The sequence below is a fragment of the Tenacibaculum soleae genome, from assembly GCF_001693415.1.
Classification (GTDB): Bacteria; Bacteroidota; Bacteroidia; order Flavobacteriales; family Flavobacteriaceae; genus Polaribacter; species Polaribacter soleae.
Map to the genome: position 1 here is coordinate 425,920 of NZ_MAKX01000002.1, position 22,507 is coordinate 448,426.

Sequence of the window (22,507 nt, forward strand, 5' to 3'; positions counted from 1 at the left end):
AAATATGGAAATAAAATTTATCGATAGAAAATCAGGAAACATTATTAACGAAACACCTCCTGGCGAAACATTTTTAAAACTACTATACAACAATCCGTTTGGTAAAATGGCTATTTTACCTATAGCAAAACGTAAATTTTTATCTGCTTGGTATGGTAAAAAAATGAACAAACCATCTTCTGTAAAAAAAATAAAAGGTTTTGTAAAGCAACTAAATATAGATATTGATGAAGCTGAAAAATCGATTTCTGAGTTTACTTCTTTTAACGACTTTTTTTACCGAAAACTAAAGCCAAATGCACGCCCAATTGAAAATGGATTTGTTTCTCCTGGAGATGGTAAAATGTTAGCTTTCGAAAATATTGCTGATATTCATAATTTTTTTATTAAAGGACGAAAATTCACCTTAAAAGAGTTTTTAGAAGATGATGTTTTAGCTGAAAAGCATAAAAATTCTTCTCTAATCATATTAAGATTAGCCCCAAACGATTATCATCGATATCATTTTCCTACAAATGGAACTCCTTCAATAATGACAAAAATTAAGGGCGATTATTTTTCTGTTTCGCCTTACGCCCTAGCTTCAAATTTTACAAAAGTTTTTTGCGAAAACAAACGCGAATACTGCATTTTATCATCCAAAGAAAAAGGAGAAATTATTGTAGCACCTGTTGGAGCAACAATGGTTGGTAGTATCATAGAAACATATAATGCTAACACCCCTATAAATAAAGGTGATGAAATGGGGTACTTTGCCTTCGGCGGATCAACAATTGTATTATTAGTTGACAAAAATAAATTAATAATTGATGCTGACATTTTAAAAAACACTAAAAATCGTATTGAAACATTTGTTAAAATGGGAGAAAAAATAGGAATTTAACCTATTTATTTTAACGTTTTATTTCTTTAAAAAGCGTCAAAATTACAAACTTATTAAGACATTAATCCGTAAATTTGCGAAGTTTTACACTTAGCAGTTTTACAGATGAAAAAAATCTTAGACACACTTTACTCAACCCGCTTAACAGCTGTATTATTTTTGATATTCGCTATAGCTATGGGAGTAGCAACTTTTATAGAAAATGACTTTGGAACACAAACTTCTAAAGCCTTAATTTACAACACCTGGTGGTTTGAATTAATTATGGTTTTCTTTGTTATCAATTTTTTTGGTAATATTTTTAGGTACCGTTTGTATAAAAAAGAAAAATGGGGGGTTTTACTTTTTCACGCTTCATTTTTATTGATTTTAATTGGCGCAGGCGTTACACGCTACATAAGCCATGAAGGAATTATGATTATTGATGAAGGAGAAACTACCAATACTTTTTTTTCAGACATTAACTACTTAAACGTTGTTATTGACAATAATGAGTTTCAAAAAGAAACGAATAACAAATTATTACTTTCTGCTTGGGGAAGCAATACTGCCAATTTCACAGAAACTTTTCAACCTAAAAAAGATGGAAAGCAACATGAGGTTTCTTTTAAACTAATTGACTACATTCCGTGGTCTGAAAAAAAACTTGTTTTAGATGAAAATGGGGTTGAATATTTATTTTTAGTTGAAAGTTCAAGCGGAAGCAGACATGAACATTATATAAAAAGAGGTACTACTCAAAATATTCATAATATACTAGTAAGCTTTGATGTTCCTGAGAAAAATGCTTCGGTTAACTTTTATTACGATGAAGGTAATCTAAAAATGATTTCTAAAAATAACGGAGATTGGCTTAGAATGGCAGACCAAAAAAGAGGTCAAATTGTAAAAGATAGTGCGCAGCATTTTCAATTCTTAACACTTCATACTATTAACGGCTTACAGTTTGTAATTCCAAAATCTCCTGAAAAAGGAATTATGAAAACATTGTCTGGAAAAAAAGATAATAAAAAATACGATACTGTTATTTTTGACGTAACAACTAACAATAAAACTGAAAGAGTTGAACTTTATGGTGGTCAATTTAATGTTGATAATGTTGAAGAATTTAGCATTGGCGATTTAAATTTTAGAGCATGGTATGGTGCTAAAAAGCGACACACACCTTTTAATGTTAAATTAAATGATTTTCAACTAGAAAAATATCCTGGATCTGAAAGTGCTGCAGCTTACGCTAGTGAAATTACCGTTATAGACAAAGATGAAACCTTTGATTTTAGGATCTTTATGAATAATATTTTAGATTATAGAGGTTATAAATTATTCCAATCTAGTTATAAAATTGATGGAGACCATGAGCAGACACATCTATCTGTAAACCATGATTTTTGGGGAACTTGGATTACCTATATTGGCTACTTCTTATTATTTTTTGGTTTAACATGTATTTTATTTATTAAAAATACTCGTTTTGATGATTTAAAAAAATCATTAGAAAAGATTAAAGCCAGAAAAGCTAAATTATCTGTAATTGTATTTTTATTTTCTCTTGGTTCTTTTGCGCAACAGCATGAGTCACACCAACCAAAACAACTTTCAGAAACTCAAATAGATTCTATTTTGATTAGCAACAAAGTAGATGACAAACATGCTGCTTTATTTAGTTCTTTAGTTATTCAAGATGCTGGAGGAAGAATGAAACCAGCACATACTTTTGCTTCTGAATTAGTTAGAAAAGTAGCACATAGTAATAAATTTAAAGGTCTTGACCCTAGTCAAATTTTACTTTCTATTACTGAAACTCCAATGCTATGGTTAAATGTTCCTTTTGTGTATTTAGAAAAAGGAAACACGCAAATTAGAGAAACTCTAGGTGTTCATAAAGATACCGAATATGCTCGTTTTATTGATTTTTATAATAAAGATGGCTCTTCTAAAATTAGCAAATTAGTTGTTGAAGCTGAAAAGAAAAGGATTCAAAATAAATTTGAACAGGATGCTATTAAAATTGAAAGAAGAGTTTGGTTATTATCACAAGCTTTAGGTGGCGGTATGCTACGTATTTACCCTATTCCTAATGACGAAAATAATAAGTGGGTGTCACAACCAGAAACATCGCAAGCCAATTTTAAAGGTACTGACTCTGTGTTTGTTCGTCAATCACTACCTGTATACTTACAGCTACTTCAAGCTTCAAAAAAATCTGGAGATTACACGGAAACTAACAAAGTTTTAGACGGAATTAAAAAATTTCAACGAAAGTTTGGCGCTGATGTAATCCCTTCAAAAGATAAAGTAGATTTAGAAATAGCCTATAATAAATTAAATATTTTTGTCAAACTTTCTAAATACTACGGATATGTTAGCTTGCTTTTAATTGTTTTTGTTTTCCTTCAAATATTCAACAATAAAAGCTGGATTAACTCTGTTGTAAAAGTATTAATCGGTATTGTTATTTTCTTATTTATTTTTCATGTACTAGGATTAACAGCTCGTTGGTATATTAGTGGAAACGCTCCTTGGAGTAACGCTTATGAGTCTATTATTTTTGTTGGTTTGGCTACCATGCTATTTGGGTTAATACTTGGAAAAAAATCTTCACTAACTATCGCCGCTACTACATTTTTAGTTTCTATAATTTTAATGTTTGCGCATCAAAACTGGTTAGATCCAGAAATTGCAAACCTTCAACCAGTATTAAACTCTTGGTGGTTATACGTACATGTTTCTATTATTGTTGCTGCTTATGGCCCTTTCTTTTTAGGAATGATTCTTGGAGTATTTGCTTTATTCTTAATGGCTTTTACTAACAATAAAAACAAAAAGAAAATGGATTTACATATTAAGGAATTGACTATAATTAATGAAATGGCCTTAACAGTCGGTTTAGTAATGTTTACCATCGGTAACTTTTTGGGCGGAATGTGGGCTAACGAAAGCTGGGGTCGTTATTGGGGCTGGGACCCTAAAGAAACATGGGCCTTAGTATCTATAATGATATACTCTTTTGTATTGCACATGCGATTGATTCCTGGCTTACGAGGAAAATATACGTTTAATTTAGCATCCATCTTGGCTATTTCATCTATTATGATGACTTACATGGGTGTAAACTTTTATTTATCTGGACTACACTCATACGCAAGTGGAGACAAGGTGGTTACTCCAACATCTGTATATTTCTCTCTTATCTTTGTGCTTGTTCTAGGAATATTCGCTTGGATTAAATATAAAAAATATTACAAAAAATAAAAATTCAATTATTTTAATAGAAAAATGTATTTTTACATGCTTCTACAAAAAAACAAAATATGTTCAATAAAAATATAAAATTAGGATTAGCAGCAATTATAACCTTATGGGCTATTTATGAGTTTACTCAGGCTCATATAATGAATGGAATATCAATTCTTTTACTAGCAGGTCTTTTCGTATTTTTTTACTTTAAAAACGAATTCATTTTGCTAGCTTTTTTACAATTACGTAAACAAAATTTTGAAGGTGCTAAAAAATGGTTAAATTATATTAAAAATCCTTCAACTGCATTAATCCAAAAACAAGAAGGTTATTATAATTACTTACAAGGAATTATGTTAAGTCAAACTAACATAACTCAAGCTGAAAAGTTTTTGCGTAAAGCTGTTAAACTAGGTTTATCTATGGACAATGACTTAGCAATGGCTAAATTACAATTGGCAGGAATTGCAATGACTAAAAGAAGAAAACGTGAAGCTACTAATTTAATGACTGAGGCAAAAAAATTAGATAAGCACGGCATGCTTAAAGAGCAAATGCAAATGATGAAAAAACAGATGAGTAAAATTTAATGATTTTAATTGCTGACGGAGGCTCAACTAAAGTAGATTGGATAGCACTTGATAAAGATAGTAAAAAGGAACTTTTTAGAATCACATCACAGGGTTTAAACCCTGTTGTTGTTAAAGAGCCTGAACTAATTAACAGACTTTACGAAATAACAGAAATTTATCAAAGCAGGTTAAAAATTACAGAAATTTACTTTTACGGTGCAGGCTGTGGTTCTGAACAGTCCGTCAAAAAGTTAAACACCGTTTTAATATCTGTTTTTAAAAAAGCTAAAATAACAATTAAAGAAGATATTTTAGCTGCTGCCTATTCTTGCGCTATCACTAAACCATCTATAATTTGTATTTTAGGAACAGGATCAAATAGTTGTTACTATGATGGTACGACTATAACAAAAATAAATCCATCCTTAGGTTATAGTATCATGGATGAGGCTAGCGGAAATTATTTTGGCAAACGTTTACTTAGAGATTATTATTACAATAAAATGCCTATAAAATTAGCTACACAATTTAAAAAAAAATTTAATCTTGATATTGATGTTGTTAAAAGTAATTTATATAACAAACCTAATCCGAACATGTACTTAGCAACATTTTCTAAATTTATGTTAGACTATCAGGATGAGTATTACATTAAGAGGTTAATTAAAAAAGGATTTAAAAAGTATTTAAAATACTATGTACTTCCTTATAAGAAAAACACGGGTACCCCTATTTATTTTGTTGGTTCAATTGCCTATTATTTCAAGAATATTTTAATCAATGTTGCAAAAAAAAACAACCTCTTTATTACTGACATAATACAACGGCCAATTGACAACCTTGTTAAATTTCATCAAATAAATAAAATTTAGCAAACATCTAATATTTGCTCTAAAGCCATTCCTCTGGACCCTTTAACTAAAATCAGACTATCTTTTATAGGGTTATTTAATAAATATTTTTTTAACGCTTCAATATTTATAAATTTATAATGATTAGTAGTTGTTTTGTTAAAATTTGCTCCTACAAAAAACAAATTATTTAGTTTTGAATTCATCGTTAAATCAACTATACTTTGATGTTCTTTATTACTGTAATCACCTAATTCAAACATATCTCCTAAAATAATTGTTTTATTCTTTGAATTAATATTATCAAAACTTTTTAAGGCCGCCCTCATGCTTGTTGGATTTGCATTATAAGCATCAAGTATAATCCTATTTTTTTTTGTTTTTATAAGCTGTGATCTGTTGTTTGAAGGAATATAATTTTCTATTGACTCTTTAATATACTTTTTATTTATTTTAAAATAATCTCCAATTGTTATAGCTGCTGCAAGGTTGAAAAAATTATACTCCCCTATTAAATTACTTTGTATTTCTGTATTTTTAAAGAACAATTTAACAAAAGGGTTTACTTCATCAAAAACGATTGATTTATTAAAAAAAATAGTGTTAGCGTTTTTTGTTTTTTCTATTTGAATTGGGTCTTTAGGGTTCACAAAAATTTTTTTCCCGTTGATAATTAAAAAATCATACAATTCAGATTTTGCTTTAACAACCCCTTCTATTGAGCCAAAACCTTCTAAATGTGCACTCCCAAAATTTGTAATATAACCAAAATCAGGGTTGGAAACTTCAGATAAAAAAGCTATTTCTTTAGGGTGATTTGCTCCCATTTCAACAATACCAATCTCCGTTTTATCTGTCATTGATAACAATGTTAAAGGTACTCCTATATGATTATTTAAATTACCTTTAGTTGCTGTGATTTTATATTGTGAAGACAAAACTGCTTTTATTAACTCTTTTGTAGTTGTTTTACCATTACTTCCTGTTAAAGAGACAATAGGTATCCGTAACATGTTTCTATGATAAGTAGCTAGTTTTTGTAAGGTTTTCAACACATTGTCTACTAGTATTGTTCTTTTAGATGATACATACTCAATCTCATCAATTATAGCATAGGCAGCACCCTTTAACAATGCTTCTTCTGCAAATTTATTTCCATTAAAATTTTCTCCCTTTAAAGCAAAGAAAATAGTGTTTCTTCTAATATTTCTGGTATCAGTATCAACTAAACCATGCTGCATATATAATTTATATAAATCGACTATCTCCATCCTGTAAAAATAAAAAAACCTCATTGAATTTCAATGAGGTTTTATATTGATTGTAATAATTATTTTACTTAGCTGTATCTGGCATAGCACTTTTCCTCTTGTTTAGCATCATTGGCCCCATTTTGTCTGTAGCACACCTAAATCCTATAAAGTTAGTTGCCATATATTCTGGAAAATATCTTCTTTGTGCTGGATCTAACCAATATTCTCTATCTGCCCAAGAGCCACCTTTATAAACACGTGATTTATCACTAACAAGCGTTGTTCTTCTTTTATCATCATATTTATAATTATTAATTGGGTTCCCTAAAGTATCTCTTTCTGCTTCAGGTTTTTGAGGTGAATTATACATTCTTGAAGCACTGCTTAATTGATCTTTATCTAATTCATAGTCTTTTGAAGATGCTTGATCTCCATCTCCTAAACTTGAATTATTTGCCAAATTATAATTTCTTCTCATATAAGTATCTTCTTTTGTAATAGGAATGTACTTTACGCTACCAGGTAAATCTTTTGGAACAATTCTTCCATTTTCTAAAGTATCATACTCTACCTCTCCTACTTCATCTCCAACAATAACTACTTTACCGTTCTGATCAATTAACTTTTTAGTAAATACATTTCCTCTAAAGTAATTAAAATCATTGGCTTCTGAATCTATAATTGGACGATATACATCTTCTACCCATTCAGCAACATTCCCTGACATATCATATAGACCAAAAGCATTTGGAGGATAACTTCTAGCTGCGTTAGGAATATCAGACCCATCACTACTCCAACCTGCAATACCACTATAATCTCCTTTACCTTGTTTAAAGTTTGCTAATTGATCTCCTCGTCTTCTTTTATCTCTATCTCGAGTATATTTACCGTCCCATGAATATTTTTTTCTACCACGTATGTTATTATATTCACGATTTTCAAATACAGCCTTTGCAGCATACTCCCATTCAACCTCAGTTGGCAACCTGAATTTTTGGGCCAAGATACCATCAGAAGAAGTTACTTGTCTTCCTGAAAACTTGTCTTTTTCTGGTTTAGGCTCTCCTTTTTTTCTTGGTATTGGAATTCCTTTTTTATAAATTGTTGAATCTCCATCAAACAATGCGTATGGATTTGTCAAATAAGTATCTGTATCAAAATTATTTTTCCCTCTAAAACTCAGTGAGTCTTCTTTAAAAATATTTTTAATTACACCTTTATCCATTAAAATTTTTAAATTCACAGCATTTGTTCGCCATTTACAGTATTTATTTGCCTGTAACCAACTAACTCCTACTACTGGATATTCAGCATAAGACGGATGTCTTAAGTAGCTTTCTGACAATAAATTAGTATTACCTAATCCTTTTCTCCAAACTAGAGTATCTGGTAAAACTGAGTGGTAGATATTTTTAAATTGTGGTTCTTCTGGTGGAAATATATCTTTGGTATACTGCATAAACAGTCCATATTCAGCATTAGTAACCTCTGCTTCATCCATATAAAAAGAACGAACATGCATTTTTTGGGGGGTTGTGTTCCAATCAAACATTACGTCATCTTGTACTAATCCCATTGTAAAACTTCCTCCTTCGATATGTACCATACCAGGAGGTACTTCTTTACCATTTTTATCTTCTCCTTTAATATAACCTCCATAATTTGGGTCATTAAAATTCCAACCTGTTAATGAAGATTTACTTGAACTACCACTTCTATTGCTCTTGCAAGAGACAACAATTAACGAAGTAACAATTAACAAACTAAGTAGTTTTAATGTGCTTTTCATGTATTTTTAACTATTTTAAGGGTGGCGCAATTTACAATATTTATAACTCCTTACAACTAATTTCTTTATAAAATGACATGTAAAAACTTGTCTTTGCAAGATTAAAAACGTTCATTTTTTAAGTTTAGTATTACGAATCTAAGAAAAAGATTAAATATTTACCATTAAAAATACATTATTTTATTCTACAATATCAACAACTTTTGCTAGAGTTTTTCTAAAAAAAATCATTTTACCATAATATTTACGCTGTTCTATCGTTTAGTTTACTGATTAAAAAACGAATAACTTTAGCATTTTTTTAAGAAAACTCTATATTTGCTAAACTAACTATCAAATTTTTACATGAAAAAATTAACTTTTTTTTTGTTTTTTGTATGTTTTGCCCTTCAAACCAAAGCACAAATTACAACAGCAACCCCTTTTTTGCTAGTATCATCTGATGCTCGCGCTGGAGGTATGGGAGATGTAGGTGTAGCAACATCTGCTGATGCATTTTCAATTTTTCATAACCCTGCTAAAACTGTTTTCAATCAAAATAAAATAAGTGTTGGTTTAAATTACACACCTTGGTTACGTAATTTAACCGATGATATATTTGTTGGAAATGTTTCTTATGTAAATAGGTTTAAAGAAAAAGCTGCTTGGGGAGTAGACATTAAATATTTTTCTCTAGGTCAAGTAGACTTAACCGATACTGATGGAACAAGTACAGGAACACAAAACCCTAACGAGTTTGCTATTACAGGTATCTACTCGATGAAGTTAAGTGAAAAATTCTCAATGGGAATTGGTTTAAAATATATCAATTCCAATATTGATGTTAATGACAGTAGTATTAAAGCTGTCAACTCATTTGCAGTTGATATTTCTGGTTATTATCAGTCAGATGAAGAGAATTACGGTAATTTTAATGGACGTTATCGCTTAGGGTTTAATATTGCAAACATAGGACCTAAAGTTGAATATACTCCTGGTGAAGAAAATTTTATTCCTACAAATGCTAAAATTGGTGGAGGTTTCGATTTTATACTAGATAGTAATAATATTATTGGTCTTAATTTAGAATTCACAAAACTATTAGTTCCTTCAAGCGGAGCTGCATCTTCAAGAAGCTGGTTTGAAGGAATGTTTACTTCTTTAGGTGATAGAAGTTTTAGTGAAGAGCTAAAAGAAACAACTTGGGCTTTAGGTGCAGAATATTTATATGATAATGCTTTTGCCCTTAGAGCTGGTTATTTTCATGAAAGTGAAGAGAAAGGCTTAAGACAATTTTTAACATTAGGTGCTGGTTTTACAACTCAGGCCCTTAATTTAGATTTATCATATCTAATAAACACATCCGCAATAAACAACCCTTTAGAAAACACTTTACGTTTTTCTTTATCTTTTGATTTAGGAGAAATTTACGAAGATTATTAAAATATAATTTTTTTTTAATAAATTCGTATATACAAATACAAAAGCAGTCTGTTTAGACTGCTTTTTTTGACCAATACTATTTCTTTATGGAAAAAATAGAATTTAAAGCTTCTGCTACGGTATACAATAATGTAACCGAATTAAGTGAAGAAGATAAAATATTAATGGATAAAGCTATTGAAGCTAGAGCAAAAGCCTATGCACCTTACTCAAAATTTAGTGTTGGTGCTGCTTTTTTATTAGAAAACGGGAGTATTGTTTTGGGTAACAATCAAGAAAACGCTGCCTATCCATCTGGCATGTGTGCCGAAAGAGTGGGAGTTTGGAAAATAGGCTCTGAATTTCCAGGTGTAAGAATTAAAAAATTAGCAATTTCTGCTGCTTCTGAAAACACAACCGTTGATAAACCGGTTGGACCATGTGGCGCATGTAGACAAACTTTATCCGAATATGAAATTAACCAAAAAGAACCAATAGAAGTTTTTTTTATGGGAGAAATTGGTAAAATCGTAAAAACAAATTCGTTACTATCTTTACTTCCGTTTTCATTTGACAGTTCGTATTTGTAACTCTATATTTTTGAGTAAAAAAAACGCTGTTTTTTTTTAAATAAATAATTAAACCTTTATTTTTTAGGAATATTATAATTCTTAGAAAATGCACCTTTATTTAAGCATATATTTAATTAAAAATGCTTTACTTGTGTCGCAAACCCTAATAATTTAAAATGAATTCAATAATAATTACAGGAACAGGTTCATACATTCCATCAATAAAAAAAGAGAATGACCGTTTTTTAAAAAATTCTTTTTTAAATACTAATGGTGACGCTATTGAAAGTACGAACACTATAATTATTGATAAATTTAAGTCAATAACGGGTATTAGAGAACGTAGGTATGCTAAAGACAGCTACAACTCATCTGACCTAGGTTATTTTGCTGCTAAGAAAGCAATAGAAAATGCGAATGTAAATCCTGAAGATTTAAATTATATAATATTTGCTCATAATTTTGGTGATGTAAAAAAAGGAGCCATACAATCCGATATTCTTCCTAGTTTAGCGAGTCGTGTAAAACATTTACTCCAAATAAAAAACCCAAACTGTGTTGCCTATGATATTTTATTTGGATGCCCTGGATGGATTGAGGGCGTTATTCAAGCACAAGCATTTATAAAAGCAGGCATCGCTAAAAAATGCTTAGTTATTGGAGGTGAAACCTTATCAAGAGTTGTAGATGAACATGACCGTGATGCAATGATATACAGTGATGGTGCTGGTGCTTGTATTGTTGAGCAAAAAGAAGGCAGTGATAGTGGTATACTTAGCCATGCTACACAAAGTTTTACTAAAGACGAAGCTTATTTTTTGTTTTTTGGAAACTCATACAATAAAGATTTAAACAAAGATGTTCGGTATATAAAAATGCACGGACGAAAAATTTATGAATTTGCTTTAAATAATGTACCGCAAGCAATGAAAACTGCTTTAGATAAAAGCGGAATTGAAATTGACCAGGTTAAAAAAATATTTATTCATCAAGCAAATGAAAAAATGGACGACGCAATTATTAAACGTTTTTATAGATTGTATAAAAAAACGGTTCCTAAAGGTGTTACCCCTATGAGTATTCATACATTAGGTAATAGCTCTGTAGCAACTGTACCTACACTACTTGATTTAGTTTTAAAAAGGAATATTGATAATCAAGAAGTAAAAAATGGAGATGTTATTATACTTGCATCTGTAGGCGCAGGAATGAATATTAATGCAATTGTATATCGTTATTAAAAAAGTTCAAAAAAATCTAAAATCAAATACTTAAAGTCTAAAATCTAAGTACTATTTTTGCATATGCAACAACACAACGTACTTATTTTAGATTTCGGATCGCAATACACACAACTTATTGCGCGCCGTGTGAGAGAATTAAACATTTACTGTGAAATTCATCCATATAACAAAATACCAAAAAACTTAAACGACTTTAAGGCAGTTATCCTTTCAGGAAGCCCCAACTCTGTTCGTTCAGAAGATGTTTTACATCCTGAATTAACTGAAATTAGAGGTAAAAAACCCTTATTAGCTGTCTGTTATGGTGCTCAATATTTAGCACACTTTTCTGGCGGATTGGTAGCACCTTCAAATACCAGGGAGTATGGTAGGGCAAATTTATCTTTTGTAAAAGAAGGAGAAGATTTCTTTAAAGGAATTAACATTGGTAGTCAAGTTTGGATGAGTCATTCAGACACCATTAAAAACTTACCTACAAACGGAACTTTATTAGCCAGCACTCACGATGTAGAAAATGCTGCTTATAAAATTGAAGGAGAAAACACCTATGCAATTCAATTTCACCCAGAAGTATATCATTCTACCGATGGTAAACAATTATTAGAAAACTTTTTAGTTACTATAGCAGGAGTAGCACAAACTTGGACACCTGATTCTTTTGTTGACGAAACCGTTGCTAATATACAAGCAAAAGTAGGAAACGATAAAGTTGTTTTAGGTTTGTCAGGCGGAGTAGATTCAACTGTAGCAGCAGTTTTATTACACAAAGCTATCGGAAGCAATTTACACTGTATATTTGTTAACAACGGATTATTACGTAAAAATGAATATACTGATGTTTTAAAGCAATACGAAGGTATGGGCTTAAACGTAAAAGGCGTAGATGCTTCGGCACGTTTTTTAAATGAGCTTGCCGGCTTAAGTGACCCTGAAGCAAAACGTAAAGCTATTGGTAAAGTTTTTATTGATGTTTTTGATGATGAAGCAAATCAGATTAAAGACGCTAAATGGTTAGCACAAGGAACAATATATCCTGATGTTATCGAATCAGTTTCTGTAAACGGAGGTCCATCAGCAACCATTAAAAGTCACCACAACGTAGGAGGTTTACCTGATTTTATGAAACTTAAAATCGTAGAACCTTTACGTATGATATTTAAAGATGAAGTTAGACGCGTTGGAGCTTCAATGGGTATTGATAAAGATTTATTAGGCCGTCATCCTTTTCCAGGACCAGGATTAGCTATTCGTATTTTAGGTGATATCACCGAAGAAAAAGTACGTATTTTACAAGAAGTAGATGCCGTTTTTATCAACGGACTAAAAGAAGATGGTTTGTATAACAAAGTATGGCAAGCTGGTGCTATTTTATTACCTGTAAACTCTGTTGGTGTTATGGGCGATGAAAGAACTTACGAAAAAGTAGTAGCTTTACGAGCAGTAGAAAGTACCGATGGTATGACTGCCGATTGGGTAAATTTACCTTATGAGTTTTTACAAAAAACATCAAATAAAATAATCAATAATGTAAAAGGTGTTAATAGGGTTGTATATGACATAAGCTCTAAACCACCTGCTACAATTGAATGGGAATAGAATTTTAAAAAAAATTACATGAAAAAGTTACAGTTTTTACTCTTAGTTTGTATTTTAACATTTACCGTTTCTTGTGGTCAGCAAAAACGATATATATCCTACAAAACTCAAGAGGGTGAAACCATGCGCGATATTGCTAATCGTCTTAATATGAAAACAAAGGATTTATTACGTTTAAATCCTGATGTTGACAGACGGCCAGATGCTAATACCGTAATTGTTATTCCAAACCCGGAATTAAACAAAGAAAAATCAACCAAAGTTATTGACACTGATGTTGATGATATTAAAGATGAAAATTTAAAAGATAGTAATGAAACATCTGAAGATGAAAAAGCTTCAGATGTTTTTCAACAAACAATATATGAATACGAAAATCATACTGTAAAAGCAGGAGAAACTGTTTATCGAATTACTAAGCAATATGAGATTACTAAAGATGATTTAATTAAATGGAATCCTGAATTTCCAGGAATCGAACGTAATATTTTAAGTATCGGTCAAGTATTAAAAGTTAAGTCGATTGAAAAAACAATAACAATTGATAGAAAAGAGGTTTTAAAAAACTTTTTGACACACACTGTTAAAAGTAAAGAAACAGTGTATAGTTTAACTCGTTTTTATAATATTTCTAAAGATGATTTAATTCGTTTAAATCCAGAATACCCTGGAATTATAAACAATGAATTATCAATTAACCAGTTGTTAAAAATAAAATTAATTGACGAAGTAAATCCTGATGAAAATTTTCTTTTTTACAAAGATAGCATTCAGCAAGATGCTACCGTTAACCTTAGTATTTTACTTCCTTTTAAAGCTGAGGAATACAAAAAAACCTCTTACATAAATATTTTTAGTAAAGAAAAAAATAGCTCGGCTCCATTAGCAAATATGGTAACTGATTTTTACACAGGTATTGAAATAGCTGTTGATTCAATAAAAAAACAAGGAGTTGATGTTAATGTAACCGTTTTAGACACAGGAAATAGGGGTGAAAATATTACTACTATTATAAATAGTGGAAAGTTAAGTGATACAGATGTTGTTATTGGTCCTTTTTATTCTGATAAGGCTGAGATAGTTGCTGATAAAATTAATGTTCCAGTTGTATTTCCTCACTTTTCAGGAAAACAACAGCATTTTTCTTCTAAAAAACTTATCAAATCAGCTCCAGACAAAGAAAATTACACTGATTATTTAATTTCATATTTAAAAGAGAATTATAGAGGTGAACAGGTTTTTGTTGTTGGTGATGGTAAAAAATCTTCTAACAAAAGAGTAAATAAAATTGTTAGTGGTTTAAAAAAGCATGATTCTATCACAAAAGTTCATGTTCTAAAACCCGAAAAAGGCTACATAAAACGAGCGCTTTTTACAAAAAAAATGACTACAAAAAAACACAACTGGGTTATCATTACCTCAAATGATTATGTAGCCATTAGTGATGTTTTAAATAGTATGATAGGAGTGCCTGATGACGTTACGGTGCAAATTTTTGCTATTGAAAAGAACAAAGATTATGATAAAATAGATAACAATAAACTAGCAAGCGTTGATTTTACTTATGTATCAAGTTCATTTGAAGACAACACCTCAAGTAATGTAAAGGATTTTAATAAAAAATATTTTGCAAAAAACAATACATCACCATCTGACTATGCTATAAAAGGTTTTGATATTACCTATGATGTTTTAGTTCGATTAGCTTCTGGAAAAGAATTGACAGATACTTTTAAAGAAGGCGTTTCCTTTCGTTTAGAAAATAAATTTGACTATCACAAAAAAAACTTTGGTAGTACAAGTAACAGAGGTCTTTTTATAATAAAATACAACCAAGACTTAAGTTTAACACGGCTTAAATAAAATAAAAAACCTCACATTAAAATGTGAGGTTTTTTATTTATTCTTTATCTTTTATATTGCTTAACCATTCTTGATTATCTAAATACCATTGTATGGTTTTTTTTATACCTTCTTCAAATTGTAACGAAGGCTCCCAACCTAATTCGTTTTTTAATTTACTCGAATCAATAGCATATCTATAATCATGACCTGCTCTATCTTTAACATAAGTTAGTAACTTTTCTGAATCTCCTTTATTTCTATTTAATAAAACATCAACTTCTTTTATCAAAACTTTAATTAAATCGATGTTTTTCCATTCATTATTACCTCCAATATTATAAGTTTCGCCTGAATTCCCTTTATGAAACAATAAATCAATCGCTTTTGCATGGTCTTCAACGTACAACCAATCTCGAACATTATTCCCTTCTCCATAAATTGGTAATTCTTTATTTTCACATATATTGTTAATAAATAAAGGAATTAATTTTTCAGGAAATTGATTTGGCCCGTAATTATTAGAACAATTAGAAATTACCATTGGCAAACCATAGGTATCATGAAATGCTCGTACAAAGTGATCAGAAGATGCTTTTGATGCCGAATAAGGTGAGTGCGGATCGTAAGCTGTTTGTTCAGTAAAAAAACCTGTTTCTTGTAAAGTTCCATACACCTCATCTGTAGAGATATGATAAAAGCGTTTGTCTTTAAAATTAGCTTCCCAACTATTTTTAGCATTTTCTAACAAATTTAATGTTCCGAAAACATTAGTTTTTACAAATGAAAAAGGGTCAGAAATTGAGCGATCTACATGAGATTCTGCTGCCAAATGAATAACATGTGTTATTTTGTTTTGTTCAAAAATATTTTTCACCAAAACTTCATCACAAATATCACCTTTTATAAAAGTGTAATTTTCTCGGTTTTCAACATCTTTTAAATTATCTAAATTTCCTGCGTACGTAAGTAAATCTAAATTAATAATATTATAATTTGGATAACTGTTTACAAATAATCGTACCACGTGCGAACCTATAAAACCTGCGCCACCTGTAATTAAAATATTCTTCATGTAAGATTTAATTCTTTTTAGTACTGTCAAAGTTACTAATAAATAAACAGAGTTTCTGATTTAAAAACAGATTGGAAAGCTAGTTTTTACGGTCTAATAATGTAAAACCTTGTATGGAAGATATGCTGAAATAAATTCAACATGTCGAAAGGTTATTTAAACTAAGATTACAGAACTAAAAACAGACAATAACTAATGTGTTTAATACATAAACGGTGTTTTAAACTCTTTTAAAGTTGGTAGTAATTCATCTTTTGATGATAAAATAATTTCTTTTGGATTGATTTTCCAATCAATATTTAAGTCAGAATCATTGTATATAATTCCAGCATCACACTCTGGCGTATACCAATTATCAACTTTATAGGCAAAAACGGCTTCTTCAGACAGGGTTACAAAAGCGTGTGCAAATCCTCGTGGAATAAATAATTGTTTTTTATTTTCATCCGATAATTCTACCGCTACATGTTTACCATAAGTAGGTGAATTTTTACGTATATCTACTGCAATATCTAAAACCTTACCTTGAATACAACGTACTAATTTTGCTTGTGCAAAAGGCGGTTTTTGAAAATGAAATCCTCTTAACGTGCCGAAAACTGATTTCGACTCGTTGTCTTGTACAAAATTTATAGTACCTAGCTGTTCGTTGAATTTTTGTTGATTGAAAGACTCAAAAAAATAACCTCTTTCATCTTTAAAGACGCGAGGTTCAATAATTACAACATCTTGAATTTCAGTTCTAGTAAAAATCATTCGGATTATTTTAATAACGAATCAAATTTACTAATAATAAATGATGTGAAGCTGAATTAAATACAGCATGCTGCGACTTTTTAGTTTAATTCTTTTACTAAATTGAATAAGTATTCCCTATCATTTATAACAAGTAGCCTCATATCAACCTGAACTTGTTTCAGGTTCGCATTGCAACAACGCAATCTTGTATGTGATTCTTAAATAAATTCAGAATGACGCTACTTGCAATATTGAGTAATGAATTTAAACGAATCTATTATTACTCTTTCACTAAATTCAATAGATATTGTCCGTAACCATTTTTACTTAAAGGTGCTGCTAATTTTTTCACCTGTTCTTTGGTTATATACCCCATATATAAGGCTATTTCCTCTAAACAAGCTACTTTTAATCCTTGACGCTTTTCAATGGTTTCGATAAACTGACTTGCCTCAAGTAAAGAATCATGTGTACCAGTATCTAACCAAGCAAATCCTCTTCCCATCAACGCTACTTTTAAATTATTTTCTAATAAATAATGTTGATTTATCGAAGTAATTTCTAACTCACCTCTTTTAGATGGTTTTACTTTTTTTGCTACTTTAATTACATTATTAGGATAAAAATACAAACCGACCACCGCATAATTCGACTTCGGATGCTCTGGTTTTTCAATTATCGACAAGGCATTTCCCTTTTCATCAAAATCTACCACACCATAACGTTGTGCTTCTTTTACATAATAACCAAAAACAGTTGCTTTTTTGTCATTTATAACATTATATTTTGCTGTTTGTAACATTTCAGGTAATCCGTGGCCATAAAAAATATTATCTCCTAAAATTAAACAAACATCATCATTACCTATAAAATCTTCACCTATAATAAAAGCCTGAGCTAATCCATCTGGAGAGGGTTGTTCGGCATAACTTAATTGGATTCCTAAACCGGTTCCATTACCTAATAATTTTTCAAAATTAGGTAAATCATCAGGTGTTGATATAATTAAAACTTCGTTAATACCCGCCAACATCAATACCGACAATGGATAATAAATCATCGGTTTATCATAAACAGGGAGTAGTTGTTTTGAGACTCCTTTTGTTATCGGATATAAGCGAGTTCCTGAACCGCCTGCTAGTATAATTCCTTTCATAGGGCTATTATAACATTTCCTAATTATTTTTTTTCTTGCCATTTCCACGCAGAAAGCAATCCTTCTTCAAGCGTTTTTTCGGCTGTCCACCCTAAAATTTCGTTTGCTTTTGTAGTATCTGCATAGGCTGCAGTGATATCCCCTTCTCTTCGTGAAACAATTTTGTAGTTTACTTGTTTATTAGTTACTTGTTCAAAAGAATTAATAACCTCCATCACAGAAGTTCCTTTACCCGTACCAATATTAAATACTTCGTACTTTAAGTTACTTTTGTTTTTAAGCAAACGTTGTAATGCAGTAACATGGGCTTTAGCCAAATCTACCACATGTATATAATCTCTAACAGCTGTTCCGTCCTTTGTAGGATAGTCATCACCGAAAACTGCCAATTCTTTTCGAATACCGGCTGCTGTTTGTGTTACAAAAGGAATAAGGTTTTGAGGGATACCGATTGGTAATTCTCCTATTTTTATAGATTCGTGTGCGCCTATTGGATTAAAATAACGTAATGCAATAGCTCTAATATCATATGCCTTAGAGCATTCTTCTATTATTTCTTCACCAACTTTTTTGGTGTTACCATATGGCGATTCTGCTTTTTTTACCGGTGCATTTTCTGTAATTGGCAACTCATCTGCCTGACCATATACCGTGCATGACGAACTGAATATAAAGTTATTTACTTTTGATGCCTTCATTTCTTGCAATAAATATACTAAGCTATTTATATTATTTTCATAATACTTTAAAGGATCAGTTACACTCTCGCCAACAGCTTTAGATGCGGCAAAATGTATTACACCATCAACTGTATTTTGTAAAAAGAAGTTTGCTACGTCTTTTTTATTTCGTAAATCTATTTGAAAAAATACTGGTTTAACACCTGTAATTTCAGTGATTTGGTCCACTACTTCTATTTTACTATTAGATAAATTATCTATAATTAAAACTTCGTATCCTGATTTTTGCAAGTCTACTACAACATGCGAACCTATAAAACCCAAACCACCAGTTACTAAAATGTTTTTCATAGTCTTCTGCTCTTTTTTAAAAACAAAAGTACTATTTTAATTACTATTCATCGTGAAAACAATCTGAACAGTCTTAAATAGTATTTTAACATCCAATTTCCATGAGTACTTTTTTATATAATATAAGTCATACTCTAACTTCTTTAAATTTTCTTCGGGTGTAGCTTTCGGCATATGTATTTGCGCCCAGCCAGACACCCCTGGTCTTATCATATGTCTTAAATTGAAAAAAGGATTCTCTTTACTATACTCTTCTACATATTTAGGCTGTTCTGGCCTTGGGCCTATTAAACTCATATGCCCCATAAGAATATTATAAAACTGAGGTAATTCATCTATTTTAGACAATCTTAAGAATTTACCAACCGGAGTAATTCGGTTATCATTTTTAACAGTAAATCCACCTTCATTATTTTCCATAGTACGTATTTTGTATATTTTAAACTCTTTACCTTCTCTACCGATGCGTATTTGTGAGTAAAACATATTTCCTTTTGAGCTTATTTTTGTTAAAAAACACCCTAAAATAGTTAATGGTAAAACAAGTGGTAACACTGTTAAGGAAAACAAAGTATCAAAACCTCTTTTAAAAAATGTAAATCTTCTTTTCCTATTAAGACTAAATATTTCATCTGAAAAATATTGATTATCTTGAATTTTTATAATTGGAATTCTTTTATTCACACATTCATAAAAATTTTCTGAATCATATATTTCAATACCCAACAAACGCAAATTAACTAATTCATTAACTTCTTTATTAGATAATTGGTTTAATTGTGTTTTCTCAAAAACAACAACTTTTATGTTACTTTCTTTTATATAGCAAGTAATTGCTTTGTCTTGTAAATTTAAATCTTTATGAAAAACAACTTCATACTTATCAGATATTTTACCACTCGTCAATAGCTTATCTAATGATTTATTTAAGTTTACAAATAAACATTTTTCTTTTTTAATCATCACCACGCTTCTTACAATTTCATTTTGCTTTAAGGTAATCAAATTCATTTTATTTCTTTTCTAGCTTTTTTTGCTAAATTAAGGATAATTTTACATTCTTTTAAGAAGATATATTGAGTAAAAACTATTTGGTAAATTTTAATAATGGATTAATTAAGATATAACAATTTAGTTCTAAAATCATTTTTTAGAATTAGAATTAACTCCTCTTTATATTAAATCCCCTTTTTTATAATAATTTAACTTCTATCTTTTTTATAAATATACGCTCCAACTGACTTTGGCATTAATCTGAAAATAAATTTAGCTAAGATTTTAGGTAATTGATTATATTTTTTAAAATGTTTCATTAATGAAATTGATACGTTTAACTCATTTGTATAATTAGATACAGAGTTTCGCTTTATAAGATAATCCTTAGCTACTCTAAAATAGAGTAATGGTTCGTTTATATTCGCTAAAACAATATGTTTCTTTAGAGCTCTAGCCCACAGTTCATAATCTTGTGCTTTTAAAAAAGTTTCATTATAATTACCTACCCTATTAAAAAACTCTTTTTTAAAAGCTACCGTTGGATGATTAAGTGGATTTCTGGTAATAGAATACTTAATAATTTCTTTATGTCCTATCGGCATTTTCTTTTCTCTAATTGTTTTCCCCTCTTCATCAATTTCAATTAAATTACTACCTACAATAAGTGCATTGTTATTCTCTAAAAAATCAACCTGCGTACTTACCCTATTTAGTGCACAAACGTCATCACTATCCATTCTAAAGATATAGAGCTCATTTTCTAATACTTCAATTAATCGATTCAGTGTATAAGCCAATCCTTTATTTGAATCATTGCGAATAGTTTTGTAGAAAAAATCTTGATTTTCTGTTATGTAATTATTTAATTCATCTGTCAATTCACCATCTATTCCCAAATAAATATTAATATTTTGAAAACCATAATCTTGGTTAATGATAGAATTAATAGATCTTTTAAAAAAATCTAATCTCTCTTTTTTATATACAGTAATTAAAAAAGCTATTTTTTCCATATACTATATATCCATTATATAAAGTCCTCGTTTTCCTTCATGCACACTATCAAAAAAGACTTTACTCCCATCTAAACTAAACCTGGGATGTAAATCACATCTAGTTTGTTTATAATAACTTAGAGACTCATAAAAATCTCCCATCGTAAGTAATTTATCCTTTTTTAGATCTAATATGAATAACCCTTTCATTCTTGATTTATTAGGGTAGGTATCAAACAAAACTTTATCATTTAAAAATGAAGGATGACCGTCTCCAAAAACTTTCAACTTTTCATTTAATATAACTTTAGTTGAATCAATTACATTAATAGTATAATATTGATCACCTCGTTTTTCGTCTCTTAAAAATGCTATTATTTCATTATTACTCTTCCAACAGCAATGACTTACCATACCATCATCGGCTATAATCCTCAAATTTTCTCCATCAACATCACAAACATACAAAGTTTCAAACCTTTTATTACCTTGAGAATACCATCTATGCATAAACATAATTTTATTATTTAATGGAGATATCATAACATGATTAAACGTGTGTTTCGCATTATTCATTGAGTTTTTGAAGTTAAAATTAATAACATCTTCCAGTGAGATTATTTTTGTTCTTTTACCACTAACTAAATCAACATAAAGCAAAGCATCAGAATTATCATGCCAGTCAATAGTGTTTTTTCTATTAGAATAAGCATAATCACCACCATCTACACGGAGTCTTTCAAAATTTAATGAAATTCCAAATGTACTACAAGCATCATAAATCGGCATATCAACAATTCTCGAGCTTTTATTAAGTATATCATAAATTTTTGACTTATAAGTACTTGATTTATTATCGAATATATTGAATATAAACCTATTATTATCTAACCACATTAATTTAGCGCCTTGCTGCCAATTGTATGAATATGTTTTATCTATTACTTTGTATTCCTTGTTTCTAACATTATAAAGTACAATTGATATAGCCTTTTTACTGTTTGGTAAACTCTTAGTAGAAAAATTTACAGAATGAAAAACTATATAAGAATTATCAACATTAATCGGGGAATTGTCATAATACCCAAAAAATGACTCTTCATTATCATAACTGATTTTTTGAATTCTGTATGGTGTTTTGCTTTTGTAATCCTTTTTATACAAGACATAATTCAACCATAAATAGACTTTCTTTATTAATGCTTTTAATTTAGGGAAACTTGAAACAAACTTCGCTACCTCTCTCTCGAATGTTGAATATTTATTTGACATA

The 22,507-nt window shown here is 29.9% G+C and carries 18 protein-coding genes; 9 read left to right on the forward strand and 9 right to left on the reverse strand.

Annotation, left to right across the window (positions count from 1 at the left end):
- Nucleotides 1-4: 4 nt before the first annotated feature.
- The 4 genes from BA195_RS09240 (at nt 5) to BA195_RS09255 (ending at nt 5,564) form a co-directional block, all read left to right on the forward strand.
- Nucleotides 5-883, forward strand: coding sequence for a phosphatidylserine decarboxylase (locus BA195_RS09240; protein ID WP_068704706.1), 879 nt, complete (start codon nt 5-7; stop codon nt 881-883).
- 105 nt (nt 884-988) lie between these two features.
- Nucleotides 989-4,135 (forward strand): cytochrome c biogenesis protein CcsA, encoded by a 3,147-nt coding sequence (locus BA195_RS09245; protein ID WP_068704708.1) that lies wholly within the window; start codon nt 989-991, stop codon nt 4,133-4,135.
- A 59-nt stretch (nt 4,136-4,194) separates the two neighbouring features.
- Nucleotides 4,195-4,710, forward strand: a complete 516-nt coding sequence (locus BA195_RS09250; RefSeq protein WP_068704710.1) for a hypothetical protein — start codon at nt 4,195-4,197, stop codon at nt 4,708-4,710.
- The gene (locus BA195_RS09255; protein ID WP_068704712.1) at nt 4,710-5,564 is read left to right on the forward strand and encodes an N-acetylglucosamine kinase; all 855 of its coding nucleotides are present in this window, start codon (nt 4,710-4,712) and stop codon (nt 5,562-5,564) included. The genes BA195_RS09250 and BA195_RS09255 overlap by 1 nt, the downstream gene beginning before the upstream one ends.
- Here BA195_RS09255 and BA195_RS09260 read toward each other — a convergent pair.
- Entirely contained in the window at nt 5,561-6,814 is a 1,254-nt protein-coding gene (locus tag BA195_RS09260) for a UDP-N-acetylmuramoyl-tripeptide--D-alanyl-D-alanine ligase (protein WP_068704714.1), read from the reverse strand. The genes BA195_RS09255 and BA195_RS09260 overlap by 4 nt on opposite strands.
- A 64-nt stretch (nt 6,815-6,878) precedes the next feature.
- Entirely contained in the window at nt 6,879-8,588 is a 1,710-nt protein-coding gene (gene gldJ, locus BA195_RS09265; RefSeq protein ID WP_068704716.1) for a gliding motility lipoprotein GldJ, read from the reverse strand.
- A gap of 345 nt (nt 8,589-8,933) precedes the next feature.
- On the opposite strand from gldJ, the gene porV reads away from it, so the two are divergent.
- The 5 genes from porV (at nt 8,934) to BA195_RS09290 (ending at nt 15,264) form a co-directional block, all read left to right on the forward strand.
- A complete protein-coding gene (gene porV / locus BA195_RS09270) occupies nt 8,934-10,010 on the forward strand; it encodes a type IX secretion system outer membrane channel protein PorV (RefSeq protein WP_068704718.1) in 1,077 nt (358 codons plus the stop codon).
- A gap of 86 nt (nt 10,011-10,096) precedes the next feature.
- Entirely contained in the window at nt 10,097-10,579 is a 483-nt protein-coding gene (locus BA195_RS09275; protein WP_068704719.1) for a cytidine deaminase, read from the forward strand.
- 158 nt (nt 10,580-10,737) lie between these two features.
- Nucleotides 10,738-11,802 (forward strand): 3-oxoacyl-ACP synthase III family protein, encoded by a 1,065-nt coding sequence (locus tag BA195_RS09280; RefSeq protein WP_068704721.1) that lies wholly within the window; start codon nt 10,738-10,740, stop codon nt 11,800-11,802.
- 63 nt (nt 11,803-11,865) lie between these two features.
- Nucleotides 11,866-13,401, forward strand: a complete 1,536-nt coding sequence (guaA, locus tag BA195_RS09285) for a glutamine-hydrolyzing GMP synthase (RefSeq protein ID WP_068704723.1) — start codon at nt 11,866-11,868, stop codon at nt 13,399-13,401.
- Nucleotides 13,402-13,419: 18 nt separating this feature from the next.
- Nucleotides 13,420-15,264, forward strand: coding sequence for a LysM peptidoglycan-binding domain-containing protein (locus BA195_RS09290; RefSeq protein ID WP_068704724.1), 1,845 nt, complete (start codon nt 13,420-13,422; stop codon nt 15,262-15,264).
- Nucleotides 15,265-15,301: 37 nt separating this feature from the next.
- On the opposite strand, the gene rfbB is transcribed toward BA195_RS09290, so the two are convergent.
- The 7 genes from rfbB to BA195_RS09325 form a co-directional block, all read right to left on the reverse strand.
- Nucleotides 15,302-16,318: a dTDP-glucose 4,6-dehydratase gene (rfbB, locus tag BA195_RS09295; protein WP_068704725.1), complete on the reverse strand. Its 1,017-nt coding sequence runs from the start codon at nt 16,316-16,318 to the stop codon at nt 15,302-15,304.
- 201 nt (nt 16,319-16,519) lie between these two features.
- Nucleotides 16,520-17,074: a dTDP-4-dehydrorhamnose 3,5-epimerase gene (rfbC, locus tag BA195_RS09300; protein ID WP_068704727.1), complete on the reverse strand. Its 555-nt coding sequence runs from the start codon at nt 17,072-17,074 to the stop codon at nt 16,520-16,522.
- Between the two features lie 262 nt (nt 17,075-17,336).
- A complete protein-coding gene (gene rfbA, locus BA195_RS09305; RefSeq protein WP_068704843.1) occupies nt 17,337-18,212 on the reverse strand; it encodes a glucose-1-phosphate thymidylyltransferase RfbA in 876 nt (291 codons plus the stop codon).
- Nucleotides 18,213-18,235: 23 nt separating this feature from the next.
- Nucleotides 18,236-19,243, reverse strand: a complete 1,008-nt coding sequence (galE, locus tag BA195_RS09310) for a UDP-glucose 4-epimerase GalE (protein ID WP_068704729.1) — start codon at nt 19,241-19,243, stop codon at nt 18,236-18,238.
- 36 nt (nt 19,244-19,279) lie between these two features.
- Nucleotides 19,280-20,254: a sugar transferase gene (locus BA195_RS09315; RefSeq protein WP_245662339.1), complete on the reverse strand. Its 975-nt coding sequence runs from the start codon at nt 20,252-20,254 to the stop codon at nt 19,280-19,282.
- Between the two features lie 191 nt (nt 20,255-20,445).
- Nucleotides 20,446-21,252, reverse strand: a complete 807-nt coding sequence (locus BA195_RS09320) for a glycosyltransferase (RefSeq protein ID WP_068704731.1) — start codon at nt 21,250-21,252, stop codon at nt 20,446-20,448.
- 3 nt (nt 21,253-21,255) lie between these two features.
- Complete coding sequence (locus tag BA195_RS09325; RefSeq protein ID WP_068704733.1) at nt 21,256-22,506, reverse strand: TolB family protein; 1,251 nt, start codon at nt 22,504-22,506, stop codon at nt 21,256-21,258.
- Nucleotide 22,507: the final 1 nt, after the last annotated feature.